Origin of the sequence: Corynebacterium kalidii, assembly GCF_022869005.1 — a bacterium.
Taxonomy (GTDB): domain Bacteria; phylum Actinomycetota; class Actinomycetes; order Mycobacteriales; family Mycobacteriaceae; genus Corynebacterium; species Corynebacterium kalidii.
In genome coordinates, this window is sequence record NZ_JALIEA010000005.1 from 14172 (window position 1) to 34511 (window position 20340).

The following is a 20340-nucleotide window of genomic DNA, read 5'->3' on the forward strand; positions in this document are numbered from 1 at the left end:
CTAACCCCAGCCGAGTTCGTGCAGACGCTCGTCGTCGATACCGAAATGGTGCCCGATCTCGTGGACCACGGTGACCGCCACCTCATCGACGAGCTGTTCGTGGCTGGAGCAGTACCGGCAGAGGGCGTCCTTGTAGATGCTGATCTTGTCGGGGAGGAACGTGGGCCACTCCACGGAGCGTTCGGTCAGCGCCACGCCGTGGTAGAGCCCGAGGATCGACGGGTCGTCCTCGTTGTGGTCCTCGACCACGATGGCGACGTTGTCCAGGGCGTCGAGCAGTTGACGCGGGATCAGCCGGAGCCCGCGGTCGACCAGGTCCTCGAAGTCGTCGTCGCTGACCTCGATCACGGCGCCTCACCGGCGGTGCCGCCGGAGTCCCCGGAGCCCCCGGTGCGGCTCGCCTCGTCGCGGCGTGGGTTCCGTTCCGGCTGCTCCTTCGGCGGGTTGCCGTCGATGGTGAACTCGCCACGGACATCGCCCTGCAGGTCGGCGAAGCCGCCACCGTCCCGGGCCTTGGTCAGTGCACAGTTGACGGTCCGTGAGCCGGCGTTCCAGGACTCCTGCGGCAGCGTGGTCCAGAACGGCGTCAACGTCGACTGGTAAAGGTTCTCGTCGTCCCCGCCGCCGAGGAACGCGATGGCGGCGGCGGTGCACACCGCGTCGAGGTGGTCGTTCTGCTCCTCGATGGTGGGCCACGCCCCGGTGAAGGTGTCGCCCAGGTTCTCCACGGACGTCACCTGCCAGGAGTAGGGCTGGGTGCAGTCGGCGACGTCCACCTCGTCCCCACGGGCGCGCATGCACGTCTCCGGCGGTTCGGCGGGGGACTGGTCCGTCTCGGCGGCGCGTCCCGTCGTCTCGGCGTACACCCCGTCCGCGTCAGGCACGGCGACCCCGCACAGCATCGTGCGGTCGCCGCCGTCCCACGCGGCCTCCGGCGGCAGGATCGGGACGATGGAGTACCGGCCCTGCGGGTCGAGACGCCCGTCCAGGTAGGTGCGGGTAGGTCCCTCACACAGCTCGGAGGTCAGTTTCCCCTGGCGCTCCAGGTCCGGCTGCGGGGCCTCCGGCCCGAACTCGCTGGTCGGGTACTGGGACAGGTCCTCCCGGGTGGCGACCTCGAAGCGGTGCGGGGTGGCGCAGTCCACGACGGCGAAGTCGGTGGCGATGTCGCCGTCCTGCGACCAGTTCACGCAGTCGGCGGTGTCGGCGTCGGTGAAGGTGACCAGCTCCGGCGCCTCCTCGGTACGGTCCGCCCCACGCTGGGCGACGACGGACGCCCCCTGCGGCGCGAAGTACTCGTACGTACCGGCACCCACACCGCCGGCGAGGGCGGCCGTGAGCAGCACGGTGACCGTCCTGCGGCGTCCCCTGCGGGAACGTGCGTCGGCAGGACGGTCGGTGGCGGATGACGGGGTGCTGGACGGCATAACACGCATTCTCTCACGGGAACCGGACATCACTGGAAAACATCACGGGAAATCTCGGGCAGCGCCGTGCACTGGCTGCACACTGTGCAGACCACTGTAGCTAAACTACTGGGCATGATTGATCTCAAGTTCCTGCGGGAGAACCCCGACGTCGTCCGTGAATCCCAACGCACCCGTGGCGAGGACCCGGCGCTCGTCGACCGGCTCCTGGAGGCGGACGAGCGGCGTCGCGAGGCCATCGCCGCCGCCGACACGGCCCGTGCCGAGCAGAAGGCCTTCTCGAAGTCCATGGGCAAGGCCATGAAGGACGCCTCCGACGAGGAGCGCGAGAAGATGCGTGCCGAGGGCAAGGAACGGTCCGCCGCGGTGAAGGAGCTCGACGAGGCGCAGTCGGCCGCGGAGGCGGACGTGCAGGACCTGCAGATGGCGCTGTCGAACGTCGTCAGCGGCGCCCCGGCCGGCGGGGAGGACGACTTCGTCGTGCTCGAGCACGTCGGCGAACCCCGCGAGTTCGACTTCACCCCGAAGGACCACCTGGAACTCGGCGAGTCCCTCGGCCTGATCGACATGGAACGCGGTGCGAAGGTCTCCGGCGCCCGGTTCTACTTCCTCACCGGCGACGGGGCGCTGCTCCAGCTGGGGATGCTGCAGCTGGCGGCGCAGAAGGCGCGCGACCACGGTTTCCAGCTGATGATCCCGCCGGTGCTGGTGCGTCCGGAGATCATGGCGGGCACCGGCTTCCTGGGCGCCCACGCCGACGAGATCTACCGCCTCGAGGCCGACGACATGTTCCTGGTCGGCACCAGCGAGGTCGCCCTGGCCGGCTACCACAAGGACGAGATCATCGACCTGTCCGACGGTCCGGTGCGGTACGCGGGCTGGTCGTCCTGCTTCCGCCGCGAGGCCGGCTCCTACGGCAAGGACACCCGCGGTATCCTGCGGGTCCACCAGTTCGACAAGGTCGAGATGTTCGTCTACTGCCGCCCGGAGGACGCCGAGCAGCAGCACCAGGAACTCCTGGCGATGGAGAAGGACATGCTCGCCGCCGTCCAGGTGCCCTACCGCGTCATCGACGTGGCCGGCGGCGACCTCGGCTCCTCGGCCGCCCGCAAGTTCGACACGGAGGCCTGGGTCCCCACCCAGGAGACCTACCGTGAGCTGACCTCCACCTCGAACTGCACCACTTTCCAGGCACGGCGGCTCAAGACCCGCTACCGTGATGGGGATGGCCGGGCGCAGACGGCCGCCACCCTCAACGGCACCCTCGCCACCACCCGGTGGCTCGTCGCGATCCTGGAGAACAACCAGCAGGCCGACGGTTCCGTTGTCGTGCCGGAGGCGCTGCGACCGTTCGTGGGGAAGGACGTCCTGACCCCGAAGTGAACCCAGCAGTGACCGCGCGACACAACGAGGAGAAGTGACACGGCATGTGGATTCCCAGAGGCTTCGAGATCCCCACCGGTGTGCCGACCACACCCGCACACCCGGAATCGAAGGAGCCCTTCTACGGGCGGATCATCATCCCCTTCGCCAAGTTCTGGATGCGCCACGTCCAGCGGCTGAAGGTCGAGATCCATCACCCGGAACGCATCCCCACCGAGGGCGGGGCCGTGCTCGCGGTGAACCACACCGGGTACTGGGACTTCGTGTTCGGCGGGATCCCCTCCGCGGTGAACGGCGGACGCCTGGTGCGGTTCATGGCGAAGAAGGAGATCTGGGACAACCCGGTCGCCGGTCCCGCGATGTCGGGCTGCCACCACATCCCGGTCGACCGGGCCGACGGTGCCGGGTCCGTCCGTGAGGCGACGCGCCGGGCCGCCGGCGGCGACCTGATCGGCATCTTCCCCGAGGCCACGATCTCCCGGTCGTTCGAGATCAAGGAGTTCAAGGACGGCGCGGCGCGCATCGCGCAGGACGCGGGCGTGCCCCTGATCCCGGTGGTGCTGTGGGGGTCGCAGCGTATCTGGACCAAGGGCCGCAAGCCGATCTGGCGGCCGAAGAACGCCTCGTTGATCATCAGCGTCGGTGAGCCGGTGGACCTCGACGGGTCCCCGAGGGAGGTGACCGACCGCCTGCACGCGTCGATGGTCGGGATCCTCGACACGTCCCGGGCCCGCTACGCCGAGGCGTTCGGCCCGTTCCCCGACGGTGAGTACTGGATGCCGGCCTCGCTCGGCGGCTCCGCCCCGTCTCTGGAGGAGGCCACGGAGAAGGACCGCCTGGACGCGGCGAAGCGCAAGGAGGAGCGGATCCGTCGGGACGCGGAGAAGGCGGCGGGTGTGACGCCGGAGAAGAAGAAGTCCGTGCTGGGGCGTCTGCGTGGGAAGCTGGGACGCTAGGTGACCTCCGCACCGGTGGCGCCGGGCGCTCCGACCGTGGTCGTCAGTGACCTCGACGGCACACTCGTCACGTCCGCGGAGCGGGTGTCGCCGAGGGCCTGCGCGGTGATCAACCGCCTGGTGGCGGCGGGGGTCACGTTCATCCCGGCCTCGGGACGCCCCGCACGGTGGATGCTGCCGGTGATCGAACAGCTGGGCCTGCGGCCCATGTGCGTGTGCGCCAACGGTGCCGTCGTCTACGACTCCGCCACCGACCGGATCACCTACGCCGCGGAACTCCCGGCGGACGTGCTGGCCGGCGTCACCGCGACGATCGCGGAGACGACGGGCCCGTGGCTCGCCGAGCGCGGCCTGCCCCCGGTGACCTTCGCCGTGGAACGCGCGGGGCGCAGTGCCTTCGACCGGGCCGAGGAACTCTTCGCGGTGCAGCCGGAGTACCCGCACGCCTGGGACACCGAGGAACACTCGGTGGAGCCCCTGGCCGACCTGTGCTCCGTCCCCGCGGTGAAGCTGCTGGTGCGTCACGCGAGCATGGGGAGCGCGGACCTGTTCGACCTGGTCAACCCGGTCGTCGACCCGCAGGTGGCGCACGTGACGTGGTCGTTCAGCGGTGGTCTGCTGGAGATCAACGTGCCCGGGGTCTCGAAGCTGTCCGGGGTCGCACACGCGCTGGGGGACGGCCGCGCGGCAGGCACGGGGGCGCGGGCGGTGCCGCAACTCGACCCGGCCCACGTCGTGGCGTTCGGGGACATGCCCAATGACCTGGCGATGCTGCGGTGGGCGGGGATGGGCGTGGCCATGGGCAATGCCGTCGACGAGGTACTCGCCGTCGCCGACCACCGCACCTCGTCGAACGACGAGGACGGTGTCGCCGAGGTGCTGGAGCAGTGGTTCTGAGGGGGACCGCCGTCACCGCGTGCGGTGTGCGGACCATGTTCTACAGTTTGTGCCACTTGAGATAGCGCTGCAGGTGTGCAACTTACACTTGTAAAAGTGTGACTTTAACTTGTACAAGTGTGAGTCGTGCGGCCAACCTCCGCGGCGCGCGCAGTCTAGATCCGGACCACGATCTTGCCGGTGACATGCCCGCGCTGGATCTCGCTGTGCGCCTCGGCCAGCGTGGCGGCGTTCATCCCGATCATCGTCTCACCGACGGTGGGGATCAGGCGGCCGTCGTCGACCATCCCGGCGACACGGTCGAGGATCACACCCTGCTCGTCGACGTCGTCGGTGTCGAAGGCGGTACGGGTGAACATCGACTCCCAGTGGATCGAGATGGACTTCCGCTTGAACGGCGCGATCTGGAAGTCCTCCGGGTCGTCGATCAGGCACAGGCGGGACTGCGGCGTCATGATCTCCGCCAGCTCCTCGGCGTGACCGGAGGAGTTCGACGTGAAGACCAGGTCGATGCCGTCCGGCTCGAGGTCGAGGACCTGCGACGCCAGGTTCCGGCGGTGGTCGACGACCTCGTGCGCACCCATCTCGACGACCCAGTCGCGCGACTCCTCACGGGAGGCCGTGGCGATCACCGTCAGGCCGGTGAGCGCCCGCGCCAGCTGGATCATCACGCTGGGGACACCGCCGGCCCCGCCGAGGACCAGCAGGGAACCGTTCGAGTCGATCGACGCGCCCAGCCGCTCGAACAGGGCCTCCCAGGCGGTCAGCGCGGTCAGGGGGAGGGAGGCGGCCTCGGTCGCCGAGCACGTCGTGGGGCGGTGGCCGACGATGCGCTCATCGACGGCGTGGAAACGTGCGTTGGTGCCGTCGCGCAGCTGGCTGCCGGCGTAGAACACCCGGTCGCCGACGCTGAACCGTCCGACGTCCTCACCGACCTTGCGGACGACGCCGGCCGCGTCGTAGCCGAGGATCGGCTGTTCGCCCCGCGCGAGCGCCTCGCCGGCCCGGCGGCGCATCTTCGTGTCGATCGGGTTCACCGACACCGCCTGGATCTCGACCAGGAGGTCACGCGGGCCGATCTCGGGAAGAGGGACGACCACGTCGGTCAGACACCGCGGGTCGTCCACGGGAAACTCGCCGGTGACCGCGACGGCCGGCATGGTCGTGGGCAGCTCGATTGCACGGGAACTCATGGCGCTCCATAGTAGAGCCACCGGCATGGCGCCGCACCCGGCCAGGCCACGGCCTGTATCGTTACTGACCATGAGTGACCGGAACAGTGAATATGACCTGATCGTCGTCGGAAGCGGGTTCTTCGGGCTGACGGTCGCGGAGCGCGCCGCCAGCCAGTTGGACAAGAGGGTTCTCGTCGTCGAGCGTCGCAGCCACATCGGCGGCAACGCCTACTCCGAGGCCGAGCCGGAGACGGGCATCGAGATCCACAAGTACGGGGCGCACCTGTTCCACACCTCCAACAAGAAGGTCTGGGACTACGTCAACCAGTTCACCGACTTCACTGACTACCAGCACCGCGTGTTCGCCATGCACGACGGCACCGCCTACCAGTTCCCCATGGGCCTGGGCCTGATCAACCAGTTCTTCGGGAAGTACTACAGCCCCGACGAGGCCCGTGAACTGATCAAGGAGCAGACCGACGGGCTGAACCCGGAGGACGCCACGAACCTCGAGGAGAAGGGCATCTCGCTGATCGGCCGCCCGCTCTACGAGGCCTTCGTCCGCGACTACACCGCCAAGCAGTGGCAGACCGACCCCAAGGATCTGCCGGCGGCGAACATCTCGCGTCTGCCGGTGCGCTACACCTTCAACAACCGCTACTTCAACGACACCTACGAGGGTCTCCCGGTGGAGGGCTACACCGCGTGGCTGGAGAACATGGCGAAGAACGCCAACATCGAGGTGCGGCTCGACACCGACTGGTTCGACGTCCGTGACGAGCTGCGCGCGGCGAACCCGGACGCCCCGGTCGTCTACACCGGCCCGCTGGACCTGTACTTCGGCTACTCCGAGGGCCGGCTGGGCTGGCGCACCCTCGACTTCGAGACCGAGGTGCTCGACACCGGCGACTTCCAGGGCACCCCGGTGATGAACTACAACGACGCGGACGTCCCCTACACCCGCATCCACGAGTTCCGGCACTTCCACCCGGAGCGGAAGAACTACCCCGGCGACAAGACCGTGATCATGAAGGAGTTCAGCCGCTTCGCCGAGGGCGGGGACGAGCCGTACTACCCGATCAACACCCCCGAGGACCGCGAGAAGCTGCTGCGCTACCGCGAGCTGGCCGAGGCGGAGACCACGGACAACAAGGTGTTCTTCGGCGGACGCCTGGGGACCTACCAGTACCTGGACATGCACATGGCCATCGGCGCGGCGCTGAGCATGTACGACAACAAGGTCGCCCCGCTGCTGTAGCCGCCCGCCGGTGGCGGTCACCGGTGGCAGATGCAGATGTCGGTCACGAGATGTCGAATGATCGCCCTCCCAGGCAGGCTTTTCGGCCTGTGACCTACCTGGGAGGGCGATCATTCGACATCCGGGGGAAAGGGGGACGGGAGCGAAGGGGAGGCTCCCCGGCCGTCAGTCGTCGATGTCGGTGGACACCACGGAGAGGTCCTCGGCCAGGTCCACGTCGAACTCGTGGCCGTCGGTGCCCCGGACGCTGACCTCGTAGGTCACGCCACGGTCGTCGGAGGCGGAGACGGAGTCCACGACCCCGTCACGGACACCGGCCTCGCCGGACGCCGCCAGTGCCGCGTCGAAGATCTTGTCCAGGGCCGCCAGGTCGAGGGTCGGGTCGTCCTGGTCGAAGCGGTCGGGGCCTTCGGTCTCGATGCGCATGGCACCGTCGGTGGAGACGTGGACCTCGGCTGACCCGCCGTCATCCAGTTCGACGTCGACCTCGTGGCCGTTGCCTTCGAGGCTGACTGAGCTGGCCCCGCGTCCGCCGGCCTCGGCGATCGCCTGTTCGGCGGCGTCCCGGTACGACGCGACGTCCGACCCCGCGGTATCGCGGCTGTCGCCGGCACCGCGGTCATCGCGGTCATCACGCCCGTCACGGTCGTCACAGTCGTCGCTGTCGTTGCCGCGGTTCTCGGCGGCGGAGACGGTGCGGACCTCCTCGGTGTCGTCGTCGGCGTCGGAGATGCCGTAGCCGATTCCTCCGGCGATCAGCAGGGCGGCGACTGCGCCGGCGCCGACCAGGAGGCCCTTGCGCTTCTTGCGGGGCTTTGCCTGAGGAGCTGCCTCAGGAGTCGCCGCAGGTATTGCCTGGGTGGTTGGTTCGTTGGGCTGGTTCTGGGGTGCGTTGTTCGATGTCATGCCCTCACTATGTCCGACAGGTACTGAACCCTCCCTGAAGCGGGCTGAACGGTTCTTCAGGAACCGTCGGCGGGGAGGACGACCGTGAACAGGGCGCCGCCGCGGGTCGGCTCGTCCGGGCTTGCCTCGACGGTGACGTGTCCGTGGTGTGCTTCGACGACTTCCTTGACGATGGCGAGTCCGAGTCCGCTCCCGCCGGCGTCGCGGGCCCGTCCCTCGTCCAGCCGGGTGAACCTGTCGAAGACGCGGTCCCGGTCCGGCGCGGGGACGCCTGTGCCGTCGTCGGCGACGCTCAGCACGACCACTGGGTCGGCGCTGTCGTCGGTCCGCAGGGTCAGGACGATGCGGGATTCCGCGTGCCGTGCGGCGTTGTCGACGAGGTTGCGCACCGCCCGGCCGAGCAGGCGGGGGCTGCCCGTCACCTGGGCGGCCCCGACACCGGAGATGTCCACGGTGTGTCCGCTGACCCGTGCCACCCGGTCCGCCTCCGCCAGCAGCACGTCGTCGAGGTCCACCGGTTCCGTCGGGGGTCTGTGGTTCTCGTCGAGGCGGGCGAGCAGCAGGAGCCCGTCGACGAGGTTCTGCATCCGTTCGCCTTCGTCGATGACGACCTCGCTGAGCTCTCCCAGGGAGGTGGCGTCGGGGTAGGACGCGCCGAGTTCGGCGTGCTGGCGCATCGTCGCCAGTGGTGAGCGGAGTTCGTGGGAGGCGTCGCTGACGAACCTGCGCTGCACCGCCTGGGAGTGTTCGAGGCGTCCGAGCATGCGGTTCATGGTCGCGGCGAGTGCCCCGAGTTCGTCGTCGCCGGCGTCGACGCGGCGGGACAGTTCCTCGGCGGTGATGCTGTCGACCTGGCGGCGCAGTCGCTCGACCGGACGCAGCGCACGGCCGGTGACGATCCACACCACGGCGCCCACCAGCACGACCACCAGTGGCACGGCGACGGCCAGCAGGACGGTCGCGGCGCCGACGGTCTCGTCGACGTGTTCCGTGGTCCGGGCGACGGTGAGGGTGCCGGTGTCGGTGGTCTCCGACATCACCAGGTAGGGCTCGCCGTCCACGGTCACGCGCTGACCTGCGTCACCGGGGGTGGGGAGGAGGTGGGCCTCGTCGTCGTTGACCACCGTGCCTGCACCGGTGGCGTGGCTCTCCCAGCGAACCAGCTGGTCGTCGTCGATGGCGGCGACCACGCCCACCGCCCGTGACGGGTTCTCGTCGATCTGGGAGGTCAGGGACTCGAGGTCCTGGTCCACCGACTCCCCGACGGAGGCGGTGAGTACCCGGCCGAGGACCAGGACGGCGACCACGGCGCTGACGACGAGGACGAGCGTGACGAAGGCCGTCGCCCCGGCGGTGACGCGGGCGCGGATAGAGCGGGACGCGCGGCGTCGGAATCGTGGTCGGCCCACGGCTCAGCCACCGGTCCCGGACAGCCGGTAGCCCACGCCGCGGACCGTCTCGATGGCCTGGCGCCCGAACGGACGGTCGACTTTGGCGCGCAGGTGCCCCACGTAGACCTCGACGATGTTGGCGTCGCCGGTGAAGGAGTCACCCCACACGTTGGCGAGGATCTCCCGCCGGGTCACGACCTCGCCGCGGCGGCGCAGCAGGAAGTCCAGCACCGCCATCTCGCGGGCGGTGAGCGTGATCTCGTCGTCGCCGCGGAACACCTGCCGGGCGGCAGGGTCGAGGGTGAGGTCGCCGGCCTGCAGGACGGCGGGGCGTTCGCGTCCGCCGCGCCGGGCGAGCGCGCGGACGCGGGCGATGAGGACGGGGAAGGAGAAGGGTTTGGTCAGCCAGTCGTCGCCGCCGGTGTCGAGGCCCTCCACCTCGTCCCATTCCCCGTCCTTCGCGGTGAGGAACAGGATTGGGGTGTGGTCGCCGTCGGCGCGGAGGGACTGGCAGACGCGGTAGCCGTTCATGCGGGGCATCATCACGTCGAGGACGATGACGTCGTAGTCGGCGTCGGACGCCATGTCCAGCCCGGTGGCGCCGTCGTGGGCGACGTCGACGACCATGCCCTCGGCCTCCAGGCCGCGACGTACACCGTCGGCGAGCCGCTTCTCGTCATCCACCAGCAGAATCCGCATGGTCTCCAGTGTCCCACGGGCAGGCTGAACCGTTGCTGAAGGCTGGTGGGTAGGCGGTCCGGGTTACTGTCCCTGCTGCTCCCCGGCGGCGACGTTGACCATCCAGGAGACGCCGAACCTGTCCCGGAGCTGCCCGAAGTAGTCGCCCCACATCTGCTTCTCCAGGGGGAGGAAGACGGTGCCGCCGTCGGAGAGGGCGGCGAACCAGCCGGCGACCTTGTCGTACTCGTCGGCGTCCCCGCCGATGCAGAGGTCGACCGGGGGCGCGTCGAATTCGCGCGGGTCGGTGTCGGCGGTGTCGCAGGCCATGAAGGTCCACCCGTCGGGGGTCTCCAGGTGGCCGTGCATCACCAGCGGCTCACGCTCGGGGGTGTCGGCCGCACCGGCCTGACCGAATGTGAGGATGTCCGCCTTCCCGCCGAAGACCCCGGCGTAGAACTCCAGGGCGTCGGCGGCGGTGTCACGGAACTTGAGGTAGGGGTTGAGCCAGGTGGACATGGTGGTGACCCTTCCGGTCGGTGGTGCCTGAATCAGGGAGACCGATCATACAGGCGTAACCTGTGGGGTCATGAGCGACAGCACGAGCCCCCGGCCCTGGCAGCGGTACTACCCCGAGTGGACCAGTCCCGAACTGGCCTACGACGGCGACGACGAACGCACCCTCGCCGCCATCTTCGACCATGCGGTGAAGACCTGGCCGGACCGTCCCGCCATGACCTTCTTCGGCTCGTCCCTGACCTACGCGGAATACGGACGGCAGGTCCGCAAGGCCGCGTCGATGCTGCACAACCGCGGGGTCCGCAAGGGCGACCGGGTGGCGATCGCCCTGCCCAACTGTCCGCAGGCGCTGATCAGCTTCTACGCCGTGCTGTCCCTCGGCGCGACCGCCACGCTGCACAACCCGCTCTACACCGCCCGTGAGCTGACCGTCGCGTTCAAGGACCACGGCGCCAAGGTCGGCATCTTCTGGGACAAGGCGGTGGACGTGGCCCGGGAGCTGCGCACCGTCGCCCCGCTGGAGCAGATCATCCCGGTCACCGTCACCCGCGCGATGCCGGTCTACCTGCGTGCGGCGCTGAAGCTGCCGGTGAAACCCGTGCGGGCCATGCGCGACAAGCTGCAGGGCAGCACCGACGGGCTCACCGAGTGGGCCGACCTGGTCAAGGACGCCTCGGAGTCCGAGGGTCGGGCCCTGATCGAGACCGCGGAGGTCGCGCCCACGGACCCGGCCATCGTGCTGTACACCTCCGGGACCACCGGCACGCCGAAGGGCGCCGCCCTGTCCCACGCCAACCTCTGCGCCAACATCATCCAGGGACGTGCCTGGGTCCCCGGGCTCGGCGACGGGGAGGAGGCCGAGCGGATGCTCGCCGCCCTGCCGATCTTCCACGCCTACGGCCTGACGATGAACATCACCCTCGGCCCGCTGATCGGCGGGACGGTCCTGCTGCTGCCGGCGCCGGAGAAACCCCTGCTGGCGTCGGCGATGAAGAAGCAGAAGCCCACCTGGGTGCCCGGTGTGCCCGCCTTGTACCAGACGATCATGGACATCGCGGAGCAGCAGAAGATCGACATCTCCGGGGTCAAGGCCAGTTTCTCCGGCGCCTCCGGGTTGCCCGTGGAGCTGGTGCGGCGCTGGGAGAACATGACCGGCGGGCTGCTCGTCGAGGGCTACGGGCTCACGGAGACCTCGCCGATCGTGGTGGGCAATCCGATGAGCACCGACCGGCGTCCCGGGTACGTGGGGATCCCGTTCCCGGACACGGACGTGCGCGTCGTCGACCAGGACGACCCGTCCCGCGAACTGCCTGACGGGGAGGCCGGCGAGCTGGTGGTGAAGGGTCCGCAGGTCTTCGGCGGCTACCTGAACCGTCCGGACGCCAACGCGACGTCGTTCGTCGACGGGTGGTTCCGCACCGGCGACATGGCGGTGAAGGAGGCCGACGGTTTCGTCCGGATCGTCTCCCGCATCAAGGAGATGATCGTCACCGGTGGGTTCAACGTGTACCCCGCGGAGGTGGAGGAGGTGCTCACCGAGCACCCCTCCGTGGCGCAGGCCAGCGTGGTGGGGCTGCCGCGTGAGGACGGCTCGGAGACCGTGGCGGCCGGCATCGTCCTGGCCGACGGCGCCAGGTTGGACGAGGAGGTGCTCAAGGAGCACTGCCGGGAGGGCCTGGCGCGCTACAAGGTCCCGCGGGTGTTCCAGGTGTTCGACGAACTGCCCGCCGACCAGCTCGGGAAGGTGCGCCGGGTCGAGGTCCGCGAGCAGATGCTGGGGTAGTGGGGCCTCTCCGGCTCCGGGTTCCTTCTCGCCTGCCGACGCAGCAACCCCACAGGTTGGTCCCACCGACCTGTGGGGTTGCCGGGATGGGGTCAGAACACCGACTCGTCCAGGTCGTTGAGTAGGGAGTCGCGGGCGCCGAGCCGCTCGAGGACGGGGTCGACCTTCGGCAACTCGCAGGTGAAGAAGTACTGCGCCGCAGCCCGTTTCCCCTCCGCCAGCGGCGATCCCGCAGCCTCCGCCGCGAACGCCATGTCCAGCCAGAGCCAGGCGACGACGACGTGCCCGGTTACCTCCAGGTAGTCCGTGGCGTGGGCCAGCGCGGCGGTGGCGTCCCCGTCCTGCCACAGGGCCCCGGTCACCTCGAGAAGCCGCCGTAGGCGGTCGGCGAGAGCCGTGGAGAACTCCGGGAACAGAAGCGCCGTGGACTTCACCGTCTCCGAGACCGTGTCGGCGAGGAGGTGCAGCCCCGCCCCGTCCTGCATCAGGACCTTGCGTCCCAGCAGGTCCTGGCCCTGGATGCCGTGCGTTCCCTCGTGGATCGGGTTCAGCCGGTTGTCCCGGTAGAACTGCTCCACGTTGTAGTCGCGCGTGTACCCGGCCCCGCCGAGGACCTGGATCGCCAGGTCATTGGCCGCGGGACCGTACTGGGACGGGAAACTCTTCACCACCGGGGTCAGGACGTCCAGGAGCAGCTCATGGCGCCGCCGTTCCTCGCCGGTGGAGGTCGCGGCCAGATCCACCAGGTGCGCGGCGTACAGGCACAACGCCATCGACCCTTCCGCGTAGGTCTTCTGCGCCATCAGCATGCGCCGGACATCGGCGTGCCGGATGATCGGGACCTGCGGTCCGGCAGGGTTTTTCGCCCCGACAGGGCGGCCCTGCGGACGGCTGCGGGCGTAGTCCAGCGACTCCAGGTAGCCCGTCATCGCCAGGGCTGCGGCACCGGTGCCCACGCCGATCCGGGCCTCGTTCATCATGTGGAACATGTACTGCAGCCCGCGGTTCTCCTCACCGACGAGATACCCCACCGCTCCTGATGACCCGCCGGGGGTGTGGGCGCCCTCGCCGAAGTTCAGCAGCGTGTTCGTGGTGCCGCGGTAACCCATCTTGTGGTTCAGGCCGGCCAGGACGACGTCGTTGCGCTCCCCGGACGTCAGGAACTTCGGGACGATGAAGAGACTGAGGCCCTTCACACCGTCCTCCGCGCGACCGGTGCGGGCGAGGACGAGATGGACGATGTTGTCCGTCATCCCGTGGTCGCCCCCGGAGATCCACATCTTCGTCCCGGTGATCCGCCAGGTGCCGTCCGCCTCGCGCCGGGCACCGGTCGTCACGTCCGCCAGGGAGGACCCCGCGTGCGGTTCGGACAGGCACATCGTCCCGCTGTACCGCCCGGCGAGCTGCGGTTCAGCGTAGGTGGCGACCTGTTCCGGCGTCCCGTGGGCGAGGATCAGTGCGGCGTTGGCCATGGTCAGCATGGGGTAGGCGGCGGTGGCGATGTTGGCGGCCTGGGCCCAGGCGAAACAGGCGCGGGACACGGTGAGCGGCAGGTCCACGCCTCCGTGTTCCTCGCCGAAGGAAGCGGCGGTCAGTCCGGACTCCGCGAAGGCCCGCAGTGCCGGGGCGATCGCCTCGTGGGTGTGGACACCCTCGGCGTCGAAGGTGGGTTCATCCTGGTCCGACGCTCGCATGTGGGGGCGGAACCACGTGTGCGCCAGGGTGCGGGAGGCGTCCAGCATGGCGTCGAAGGTGTCGCGGGAGTGGTCGGCGAACCTGTCGTGCTCGGTCAGAGACTCGACGTCCAGCCAGTCGTAGAGGAGGAACGCGAGGTCGTCGGTCGAGAGGATGTCGGCGGTCATGCTTTCCGATGGTAAAGGACATCGCATACTCCCGGGTAGGTTGCCGGTTCATCGCCGTCGGGGCCGGTGTGGCAGACCTGTCGGGCGACCGGGCAGGGGGCCTGGTCGATCTGCGGTCTGGAATCGACCGCCACCTCTGCCACAGGGCTGACAGCTCTGCCGTCGCGCCGGGCCGTCGCGTCCGACCGACCGAGCACCCACCCGGCACCCACCGAGCACTAACCCAGCCGCCCCCCAGCGTCCCCCAGCGTCCCGCAGCCTCTCGCAGGCGATTCACAGGTGGAATCCGCGTGCCCGACTACGTCCGGACCGTGATGATGGGGAATAATCGTCGGCGTACAACTGTCTAACGGAGGCCGGCGTAGAACTTGATGAGCGCAACCACTGAGATGAGCGACGATCGCCGTGACGATCGCTACGACCCGCGGCGCCTCGCCCGGGTCATTCTGCCGAAGAGGGGAGAACCCCGGGACGTCCGCTCCCTCTACATCGTGGAGAACGAGCAGACCCCGGGTCGTGTGACCGCACTGTCCCGGACGTCCGCACGGATCCCCGCGGGGGAAGAGGTCAGCTTCGAGAGCTACTTCAACGGGTTCCCGGCGTCCTACTGGCGCCGCTGGAGCCAGCTCGACGAGGTGCAGCTGCGCGTCGACCTCACCGGCGACGCCCGCATCGACATCTACCGTTCCAAGATCGACGGCTCGCGTATCGCCGTGACCGGCGGCATCGTCGAGGTCGACGGGAGCGGTCACGGTGTCGCGGAGTTCACCGTGTCCCTGGCGCCGTTCGAGGACGGCGGCTGGATCTGGTTCGACATCACCTGTGAGTCCGAGACCACGATCCACAGTGCCGGCTGGTTCGCCACCAGGGACGCCGGCGAGCAGCGCGTCGTCTCGGACACGGTCGTCACCGACCCGGCGACGGGGGAGACGACGACCCTCAAGGAGGGCGACCTCCTGCCCGCCCCGGAGCCGCGGGTGACCATCGGCATCCCCACGTTCAACCGTCCGGCGGACGCCGTCGCCGCGCTGGAGGCGCTGTCCTCCGACCCGGTGGTCGACTCGGTGGTGGACGCGCTCATCATGCCGGACCAGGGCACGAAGCACCCGAAGGACGAGCCGGGGTTCCCGGCGGTGGAGCAGCACTTCGGCGACCGTCTGCGCATGCCGGTGCAGGGCAACCTCGGTGGTTCCGGCGGGTACTCGCGCATCATGTACGAGGCGCGGCACCCGGAGCGTGGCACGGACAGCCCGTTCATCCTGTACATGGACGACGACATCGCCATCGAGCCGGACAGTGTGCTGCGCGCCCTGGCGGCGTCGCGCTACGCGGCCTCGCCGATGCTGGTGGGCGGGCAGATGCTGAACCTGCAGGAGCGCAGCCACCTGCACACCATGGGTGAGATCATCGACCGCGGCAGCTTCATGTGGACCGCGGCCCCGCACACCCACTACGACCACGACTTCTACAACCACCCGCTGCGCGACCGCGGGGAGTACGGCACGAACGCCTCGGGCGAACGTGTCGACTCGAAGGACCTGCACCGCCGCATCGACGCCGACTACAACGGCTGGTGGATGTGCATGATCCCGCGGGTCGTCGCCGACACGGTCGGTCAGCCGCTGCCGCTGTTCATCAAGTGGGACGACGGCGAGTTCGGGCTGCGTGCCCGGGACCACGGTTTCCCGACGGCGTCGTGGCCGGGCATCGCCATCTGGCACATGGCCTGGTCCGACAAGGACGACGCGATCGACTGGCAGGCGTACTTCCACCTGCGTAACCGCCTGATCGTCGCCGCCCTCCAGCACGAGGGCAGCCCCACCGGCATCATCGCCTCGATGACCAAGGCCACGGCGAAGCACCTGATGTGCCTGGAGTACTCCACCGTGGCGATCCAGAACGAGGCGATGAAGGACTTCCTCGCCGGGCCCGACCAGCTCTTCGACATCCTGGAGACGGCCCTGCCGCGGATCAACGCGCTGCGCAAGCAGTACCCGGACGCCGTCGTCGTCCCGTCGTCGTCGACGCTGCCGGCGGCCGACGGCGGTCCGGCGAAGCTCACGGACATCCCGCTGTCCCCGCTGGCGAAGGTGACCCGGTTGGCGAAGGTCGTGGCGAACAACCTGCGGCCGGCCGACCCGCACCACCACGAGGTCCCGCAGGTCAACCTGCCGCCGATCGAGGCCCGGTGGTTCTCCCTGGGACGTCTCGACGGCGTGACCGTGACCACCGCCGACGGTACCGGTGTGGTCTACCGCAAGCGTGACCGCGACAAGGCCCGGGAGCTGGCCACGGAGTCCGCCCGCCTGCAGAAGGAGGTCGCGACCCGTTTCGACGAGATGCGGCAGCGTTACCGCGTCGCCCACCCGGAGCTGACCAGCGTCGACGCCTGGGCCCGGATCTTCGAACCGGGGGAGCGCTGATGGGGCGCCCGGAGGCGGATGTCCTCGTCGCCGTGCAGGACGCACTCGTCCCCGGTGACCCGGAGGGTTCCGTCGTGCTGGGTGCGGCCCGTGGGCTCAGCCATTTCGGCGAGCACGCGCTCGGGTGGTTCGCCCTGGCCGGTGCCGGGGCGTCGGTGGCCGCTGTCCGCGGTCGGACGGTGGAGCCGTGGGTGGAGCTCGGGGTGTCCGCGTTCGCCGCGCACGCCGCGTCCGTCGTCCTGAAGCGTGTGGTGCGGCGGCGACGGCCGTCGGACCCGCGGATCCGGGTCGGGGTCGGTACCCCGTCGCGGCTGAGCTTCCCCTCGTCCCACGCGACGTCCACCGCCGCGGCGCTGGCGTCGCTGAGCCGGATCACCGGTTCACGTCTGCCCCTGGCCGGGGTGCCGGTGATGATGGCGTCCCGCCTGGTGCTCGGCGTGCACTACCCCACCGACGTCCTCGCCGGTGTTGCCCTCGGCGTGGCGACGGAGAAGGCCGTCCACCGAACTGCGAAGGAGATCAAGCGATGACTCGTCCCGGGACGGATCCGGAATTCGACCCCACCGAAACCCACGACACGAACGAGCGCCCGGGTGAACGCCAGGCGTTCATCGGGTCGGAGCCGCACACCTCAGGTCTCGAGGAGCCGGCGGCGTGGGAGGACCGGACCTACGCGCGCGAGGAGTCCGGGGGTGGTTCGGCCGCGGGAGCCGCGGGCACTTCAGACGCCCCGGGCCACCGCGCGCCCCGGAACCTCCCGGAGGCGATGTTCAAGGCGCTGCGCCCGAAGCAGTGGGTGAAGAACGTTCTCGTCGTCGCCGCACCGGCGGCGGCCGGCGGCGACCTGCTCTTCCAGGGGCGGGTGATCACCGACATCATCATCGCCTTCGTCGTGTTCTGCCTCGGGGCGTCGTCGATCTACCTGGTCAACGACGCCAAGGACGTCGACTCCGACCGGCAGCACCCCACGAAACGGTTCCGTCCGATCGCGGCGGGTGTCCTGCCGGTGGGCCTGGCCTACACCATGGCGGTGGTGCTCATCGTCGGGGCGGTGGGGCTGAGTTTCCTGGCGTCCAACGGCGGGTCGTTGGCGATCGTGATCGCGGTGTACATCGTGCTGCAGCTGGGCTACTGCTTCGGCTGGAAGCACCAGCCGGTGATCGATATCGCGCTGGTGTCCTCCGGGTTCATGCTGCGGGCGATGGCCGGTGGTGTGGCGGCGAGTATCGACCTGTCGCAGTGGTTCCTGCTGGTCGCCGCGTTCGGTTCGCTGTTCATGGCGGCGGGCAAACGCTACGCGGAGCTGAAGCTGTCGCTGCGCTCGGGGGCGAAGATCCGCAAGTCCCTGGAGAGCTACACCCCGACCTACCTGCGGTTCGTCTGGACGCTGGCGGCCACGGCCGTGGTGCTGGCGTACGCGCTGTGGGGCTTCGACATGAGCCAGCAGCACCCCGGCCACGCGGCGGTCTGGTACCAGGTCTCGATGGTGCCGTTCACGGTGGCGATCCTGCGGTACGCCGCCGACGTCGACCGTGGCGACGGCGGTGCGCCGGACGAGATCGCGTTGAGCGACCGGACGCTGCAGGCCCTGGCGTTGATCTGGGTGGCGACGATCGCGGTCGCCGTCTACGTGATCCCCGCTGTGGCGTAGCTGGACGTCCCCTGGCGTAACGCTGGAGGACGACTGGCCGATATCCTTGGCGGAAAAGATCACTGTTTGGTAACGTTCCGGACACTGTAGGCAATGACGGCGGTGACGACACCGGCGCCGCCGTCTGACAAAAGCACGTAAAGGAAAACATGACGACTGCCACCGGAAAGCACCGGTCCGCGACCGGCTCGCTGGGCCGTAAGATCATGGCCCTGATCGTCGCGATCGGGACCGCCTTCGGGTTGGCCGCCGTCGCGACCCCGACGGCCAGCGCCGACGACCGCGGGATCCTGGGCCCCCGTTGCACCTGGGCCAACTACAACCACTTCGTCCAGAACTGCTGGTTCTACTCCGGGGCGATGGGTCAGGACATCCAGGTCCAGATCAAGCGCTCCAACAGCGACTCGGCGATCTACCTGCTCGACGGCCTGCGGGCCCGTGACGACTGGAACGCGTGGACCTACCTGGGCCACGCCCCGGAGATGTTCGTCAACGACGACGTCAACGTCGTCATGCCGGTCGGCGGCGCCTCCCAGTTCTACGCGGACTGGATCGGCCCGTTCAACGGGACCACCACGCCGAAGAAGCCGCGGTGGGAGACCTTCCTGACCCGCGAGCTCCCCGCCCAGCTGCAGAGCGGTTTCGGCATCAGCCCCAACAAGAACGCACTGGTCGGCCTGTCGATGGGCGGCACTGCCGCGATCAACCTGGCTTCCCGTCACCGTAACCAGTTCAAGCAGGTCACCTCGCTGTCCGGTTACCTGAACACCACGGCCCCGGGCATGTACATGGCGCTGCAGTTCGCGATGAACGAGGGTTCCCCGGGTGCGAACATCTGGGACATGTGGGGCCACCCGCTCCACCCGACCCGGTTCGCGAACGACCCGTTGCTGAACGCCCCGAAGCTGGCGGGCATGCCGGTGTACCTCTCCGCCGCCGCCGGTATCCCCGGGCCGCGGGACGACTTCATGGCCAACCCGGTCGGCGGTATCGCCGGCATCGGCCTGGAGTGGGGGGCCCGCGGTTCCACCGCGACCTTCGAACTGGCCGCGCGGGCCTCCGGTGCGAACGTGACCGCCAGCTACCCGACGGTCGGCGTGCACAACTGGACGCTGTGGACCCCGGAGCTGCAGAAGGCACGTCCGAAGATCCTCGACGCGCTGAACGTGTGCTACCGCGCAGGCAAGCTGGTCTGCTGACATAAGCGGGACGTAAGGGGGATCCTGACGCGGAGGACGGTTGGGGGACGGCCCGGGAGATGACCGACATCTCCCGGGCCGCACGCATACACTGGGAAAGTATGGAAACAGAAGCGAAGGAGCCAGGGGAGCGGCGTCGTCCACGGCCGGTGGACCGGGGAGACCGGCCGCTCCTGCGGGGCCGGCTCCACGAGAACGCGGCGTGGTATTTCGCGGGCACGGGCACGGCCCTGACCGCGACCTCCTTCATCCTGCACGGCGGCAGCGCCCTGTCCTGGTCCGCCGTGCTCTACTCCCTCTGCCTCATCGGCCTGTTCGCCGTGTCGGCGCTGTACCACCGCGTGCCGTGGCGCCGTGAGACCACCGTCCAGGCGTGGCGCCGCGCCGACCACTCGATGATCGCCATCTTCATCGCCGGGACCTACGGGCCCATCGCGGTGTTCGCGTTCGACTCGTGGTCGGAGGGGTTGTGGATTCTCCCGGTCTGCTGGGTGCTGGCGGTCGCCGCGGTGGTGATGAACGTCTTCTGGATCGGCCACCCGCGGTGGCTGGACGTGGTGGTGTACCTCTCGCTGGGCTGGCTGGCGGTGCTGAAGGTCGGCGGGTTCGTCGACACGATCCCGCTGGTCGCCGGGGTGCTGATCGTGGTCGGCGGGATCATCTACTCCCTGGGTGCGGTGGTCTATGGACTGCGTCGGCCGAATCCGTCGGTGCGGTGGTTCGGTTTCCACGAGGTGTTCCACGCCGCGACGATCGTGGCCGGTGGCCTGCACCATGTGGCGATCTGGATCCTCGTGCTCTCCTGACCCCCTGGGGTGGCCGGTTCCCGGTG

General features: G+C 69.1%; 18 protein-coding genes. 10 read left to right on the forward strand and 8 right to left on the reverse strand.

Features of this window, described 5'->3' with window-relative positions; all coding sequences use genetic code 11:
- Complete coding sequence (locus MUN33_RS00185) at window positions 1-348, reverse strand: metallopeptidase family protein (RefSeq protein WP_244802893.1); 348 nt, start codon at window positions 346-348, stop codon at window positions 1-3.
- Window positions 345-1427 carry a septum formation family protein gene (locus MUN33_RS00190; RefSeq protein ID WP_244802894.1) on the reverse strand — a complete coding sequence of 361 codons (1083 nt, stop codon included), beginning with the start codon at window positions 1425-1427 and terminating at the stop codon, window positions 345-347. Before MUN33_RS00190 ends, MUN33_RS00185 begins: the two co-directional genes overlap by 4 nt.
- A 114-nt stretch (window positions 1428-1541) precedes the next feature.
- On the opposite strand from MUN33_RS00190, the gene serS reads away from it, so the two are divergent.
- From serS to MUN33_RS00205, 3 genes are read left to right on the forward strand one after another with little or no spacing between them, the layout of a single operon-like run.
- Entirely contained in the window at window positions 1542-2810 is a 1269-nt protein-coding gene (serS, locus tag MUN33_RS00195) for a serine--tRNA ligase (protein WP_244802895.1), read from the forward strand.
- Window positions 2811-2854: 44 nt separating this feature from the next.
- The gene (locus MUN33_RS00200; RefSeq protein ID WP_244802896.1) at window positions 2855-3766 is read left to right on the forward strand and encodes a lysophospholipid acyltransferase family protein; all 912 of its coding nucleotides are present in this window, start codon (window positions 2855-2857) and stop codon (window positions 3764-3766) included.
- Window positions 3767-4663 (forward strand): HAD family hydrolase, encoded by an 897-nt coding sequence (locus tag MUN33_RS00205; protein ID WP_244802897.1) that lies wholly within the window; start codon window positions 3767-3769, stop codon window positions 4661-4663.
- 155 nt (window positions 4664-4818) lie between these two features.
- Here the strand turns inward: MUN33_RS00205 and MUN33_RS00210 are convergent, their stop codons facing one another.
- Window positions 4819-5856: a zinc-binding alcohol dehydrogenase family protein gene (locus MUN33_RS00210; RefSeq protein ID WP_244802898.1), complete on the reverse strand. Its 1038-nt coding sequence runs from the start codon at window positions 5854-5856 to the stop codon at window positions 4819-4821.
- Between the two features lie 70 nt (window positions 5857-5926).
- Here MUN33_RS00210 and glf point away from each other — a divergent pair, with 70 nt between their 5' ends.
- Window positions 5927-7096 (forward strand): UDP-galactopyranose mutase, encoded by a 1170-nt coding sequence (gene glf, locus MUN33_RS00215; RefSeq protein ID WP_244802899.1) that lies wholly within the window; start codon window positions 5927-5929, stop codon window positions 7094-7096.
- A 165-nt stretch (window positions 7097-7261) separates the two neighbouring features.
- Here glf and MUN33_RS00220 read toward each other — a convergent pair whose 3' ends face one another.
- The 4 genes from MUN33_RS00220 to MUN33_RS00235 all read right to left on the reverse strand — a co-directional run bounded on the left by MUN33_RS00220 (window position 7262) and on the right by MUN33_RS00235 (window position 10590).
- Window positions 7262-8002, reverse strand: coding sequence for a hypothetical protein (locus MUN33_RS00220; RefSeq protein ID WP_244802900.1), 741 nt, complete (start codon window positions 8000-8002; stop codon window positions 7262-7264).
- Window positions 8003-8058: 56 nt separating this feature from the next.
- Entirely contained in the window at window positions 8059-9411 is a 1353-nt protein-coding gene (locus MUN33_RS00225; RefSeq protein WP_244802901.1) for a sensor histidine kinase, read from the reverse strand.
- 3 nt (window positions 9412-9414) lie between these two features.
- Complete coding sequence (locus MUN33_RS00230) at window positions 9415-10092, reverse strand: response regulator transcription factor (protein WP_244802902.1); 678 nt, start codon at window positions 10090-10092, stop codon at window positions 9415-9417.
- A gap of 63 nt (window positions 10093-10155) precedes the next feature.
- Window positions 10156-10590, reverse strand: a complete 435-nt coding sequence (locus tag MUN33_RS00235) for a VOC family protein (protein WP_244802903.1) — start codon at window positions 10588-10590, stop codon at window positions 10156-10158.
- Between the two features lie 70 nt (window positions 10591-10660).
- Between MUN33_RS00235 and MUN33_RS00240 the strand changes: the two genes are divergently transcribed.
- Window positions 10661-12373, forward strand: coding sequence for a long-chain-fatty-acid--CoA ligase (locus tag MUN33_RS00240; RefSeq protein WP_244802904.1), 1713 nt, complete (start codon window positions 10661-10663; stop codon window positions 12371-12373).
- A 92-nt stretch (window positions 12374-12465) separates the two neighbouring features.
- On the opposite strand, the gene MUN33_RS00245 is transcribed toward MUN33_RS00240, so the two are convergent.
- Window positions 12466-14235: an acyl-CoA dehydrogenase gene (locus MUN33_RS00245; protein WP_244802905.1), complete on the reverse strand. Its 1770-nt coding sequence runs from the start codon at window positions 14233-14235 to the stop codon at window positions 12466-12468.
- 371 nt (window positions 14236-14606) lie between these two features.
- On the opposite strand from MUN33_RS00245, the gene MUN33_RS00250 reads away from it, so the two are divergent.
- The 5 genes from MUN33_RS00250 to trhA all read left to right on the forward strand — a co-directional run bounded on the left by MUN33_RS00250 (window position 14607) and on the right by trhA (window position 20314).
- Window positions 14607-16658: a glycosyltransferase gene (locus MUN33_RS00250; protein WP_244802906.1), complete on the forward strand. Its 2052-nt coding sequence runs from the start codon at window positions 14607-14609 to the stop codon at window positions 16656-16658.
- Window positions 16658-17188 (forward strand): phosphatase PAP2 family protein, encoded by a 531-nt coding sequence (locus MUN33_RS00255; protein WP_244802907.1) that lies wholly within the window; start codon window positions 16658-16660, stop codon window positions 17186-17188. Before MUN33_RS00250 ends, MUN33_RS00255 begins: the two co-directional genes overlap by 1 nt.
- The gene (locus MUN33_RS00260) at window positions 17185-18309 is read left to right on the forward strand and encodes a decaprenyl-phosphate phosphoribosyltransferase (protein WP_244802908.1); all 1125 of its coding nucleotides are present in this window, start codon (window positions 17185-17187) and stop codon (window positions 18307-18309) included. The genes MUN33_RS00255 and MUN33_RS00260 overlap by 4 nt, the downstream gene beginning before the upstream one ends.
- A gap of 149 nt (window positions 18310-18458) precedes the next feature.
- A complete protein-coding gene (locus MUN33_RS00265) occupies window positions 18459-19508 on the forward strand; it encodes an alpha/beta hydrolase (RefSeq protein ID WP_244802909.1) in 1050 nt (349 codons plus the stop codon).
- A 101-nt stretch (window positions 19509-19609) separates the two neighbouring features.
- A complete protein-coding gene (trhA, locus tag MUN33_RS00270) occupies window positions 19610-20314 on the forward strand; it encodes a PAQR family membrane homeostasis protein TrhA (RefSeq protein WP_244802910.1) in 705 nt (234 codons plus the stop codon).
- Window positions 20315-20340: the final 26 nt, after the last annotated feature.

Bases quoted from the DNA above. Each gene is read 5' to 3' on its own strand.
- MUN33_RS00190 (WP_244802894.1), bottom strand. From the start codon at position 1,427: ATGCCGTCCAGCACCCCGTCATCCGCCACCGACCGTCCTGCCGACGCA.
- serS (WP_244802895.1), top strand. From the start codon at position 1,542: ATGATTGATCTCAAGTTCCTGCGGGAGAACCCCGACGTCGTCCGTGAA.
- MUN33_RS00200 (WP_244802896.1), top strand. From the start codon at position 2,855: ATGTGGATTCCCAGAGGCTTCGAGATCCCCACCGGTGTGCCGACCACA.
- MUN33_RS00210 (WP_244802898.1), bottom strand. From the start codon at position 5,856: ATGAGTTCCCGTGCAATCGAGCTGCCCACGACCATGCCGGCCGTCGCG.
- glf (WP_244802899.1), top strand. From the start codon at position 5,927: ATGAGTGACCGGAACAGTGAATATGACCTGATCGTCGTCGGAAGCGGG.
- MUN33_RS00220 (WP_244802900.1), bottom strand. From the start codon at position 8,002: ATGACATCGAACAACGCACCCCAGAACCAGCCCAACGAACCAACCACC.
- MUN33_RS00230 (WP_244802902.1), bottom strand. From the start codon at position 10,092: ATGCGGATTCTGCTGGTGGATGACGAGAAGCGGCTCGCCGACGGTGTA.
- MUN33_RS00235 (WP_244802903.1), bottom strand. From the start codon at position 10,590: ATGTCCACCTGGCTCAACCCCTACCTCAAGTTCCGTGACACCGCCGCC.
- MUN33_RS00240 (WP_244802904.1), top strand. From the start codon at position 10,661: ATGAGCGACAGCACGAGCCCCCGGCCCTGGCAGCGGTACTACCCCGAG.
- MUN33_RS00245 (WP_244802905.1), bottom strand. From the start codon at position 14,235: ATGACCGCCGACATCCTCTCGACCGACGACCTCGCGTTCCTCCTCTAC.
- MUN33_RS00250 (WP_244802906.1), top strand. From the start codon at position 14,607: ATGAGCGCAACCACTGAGATGAGCGACGATCGCCGTGACGATCGCTAC.
- MUN33_RS00255 (WP_244802907.1), top strand. From the start codon at position 16,658: ATGGGGCGCCCGGAGGCGGATGTCCTCGTCGCCGTGCAGGACGCACTC.
- MUN33_RS00260 (WP_244802908.1), top strand. From the start codon at position 17,185: ATGACTCGTCCCGGGACGGATCCGGAATTCGACCCCACCGAAACCCAC.
- MUN33_RS00265 (WP_244802909.1), top strand. From the start codon at position 18,459: ATGACGACTGCCACCGGAAAGCACCGGTCCGCGACCGGCTCGCTGGGC.
- trhA (WP_244802910.1), top strand. From the start codon at position 19,610: ATGGAAACAGAAGCGAAGGAGCCAGGGGAGCGGCGTCGTCCACGGCCG.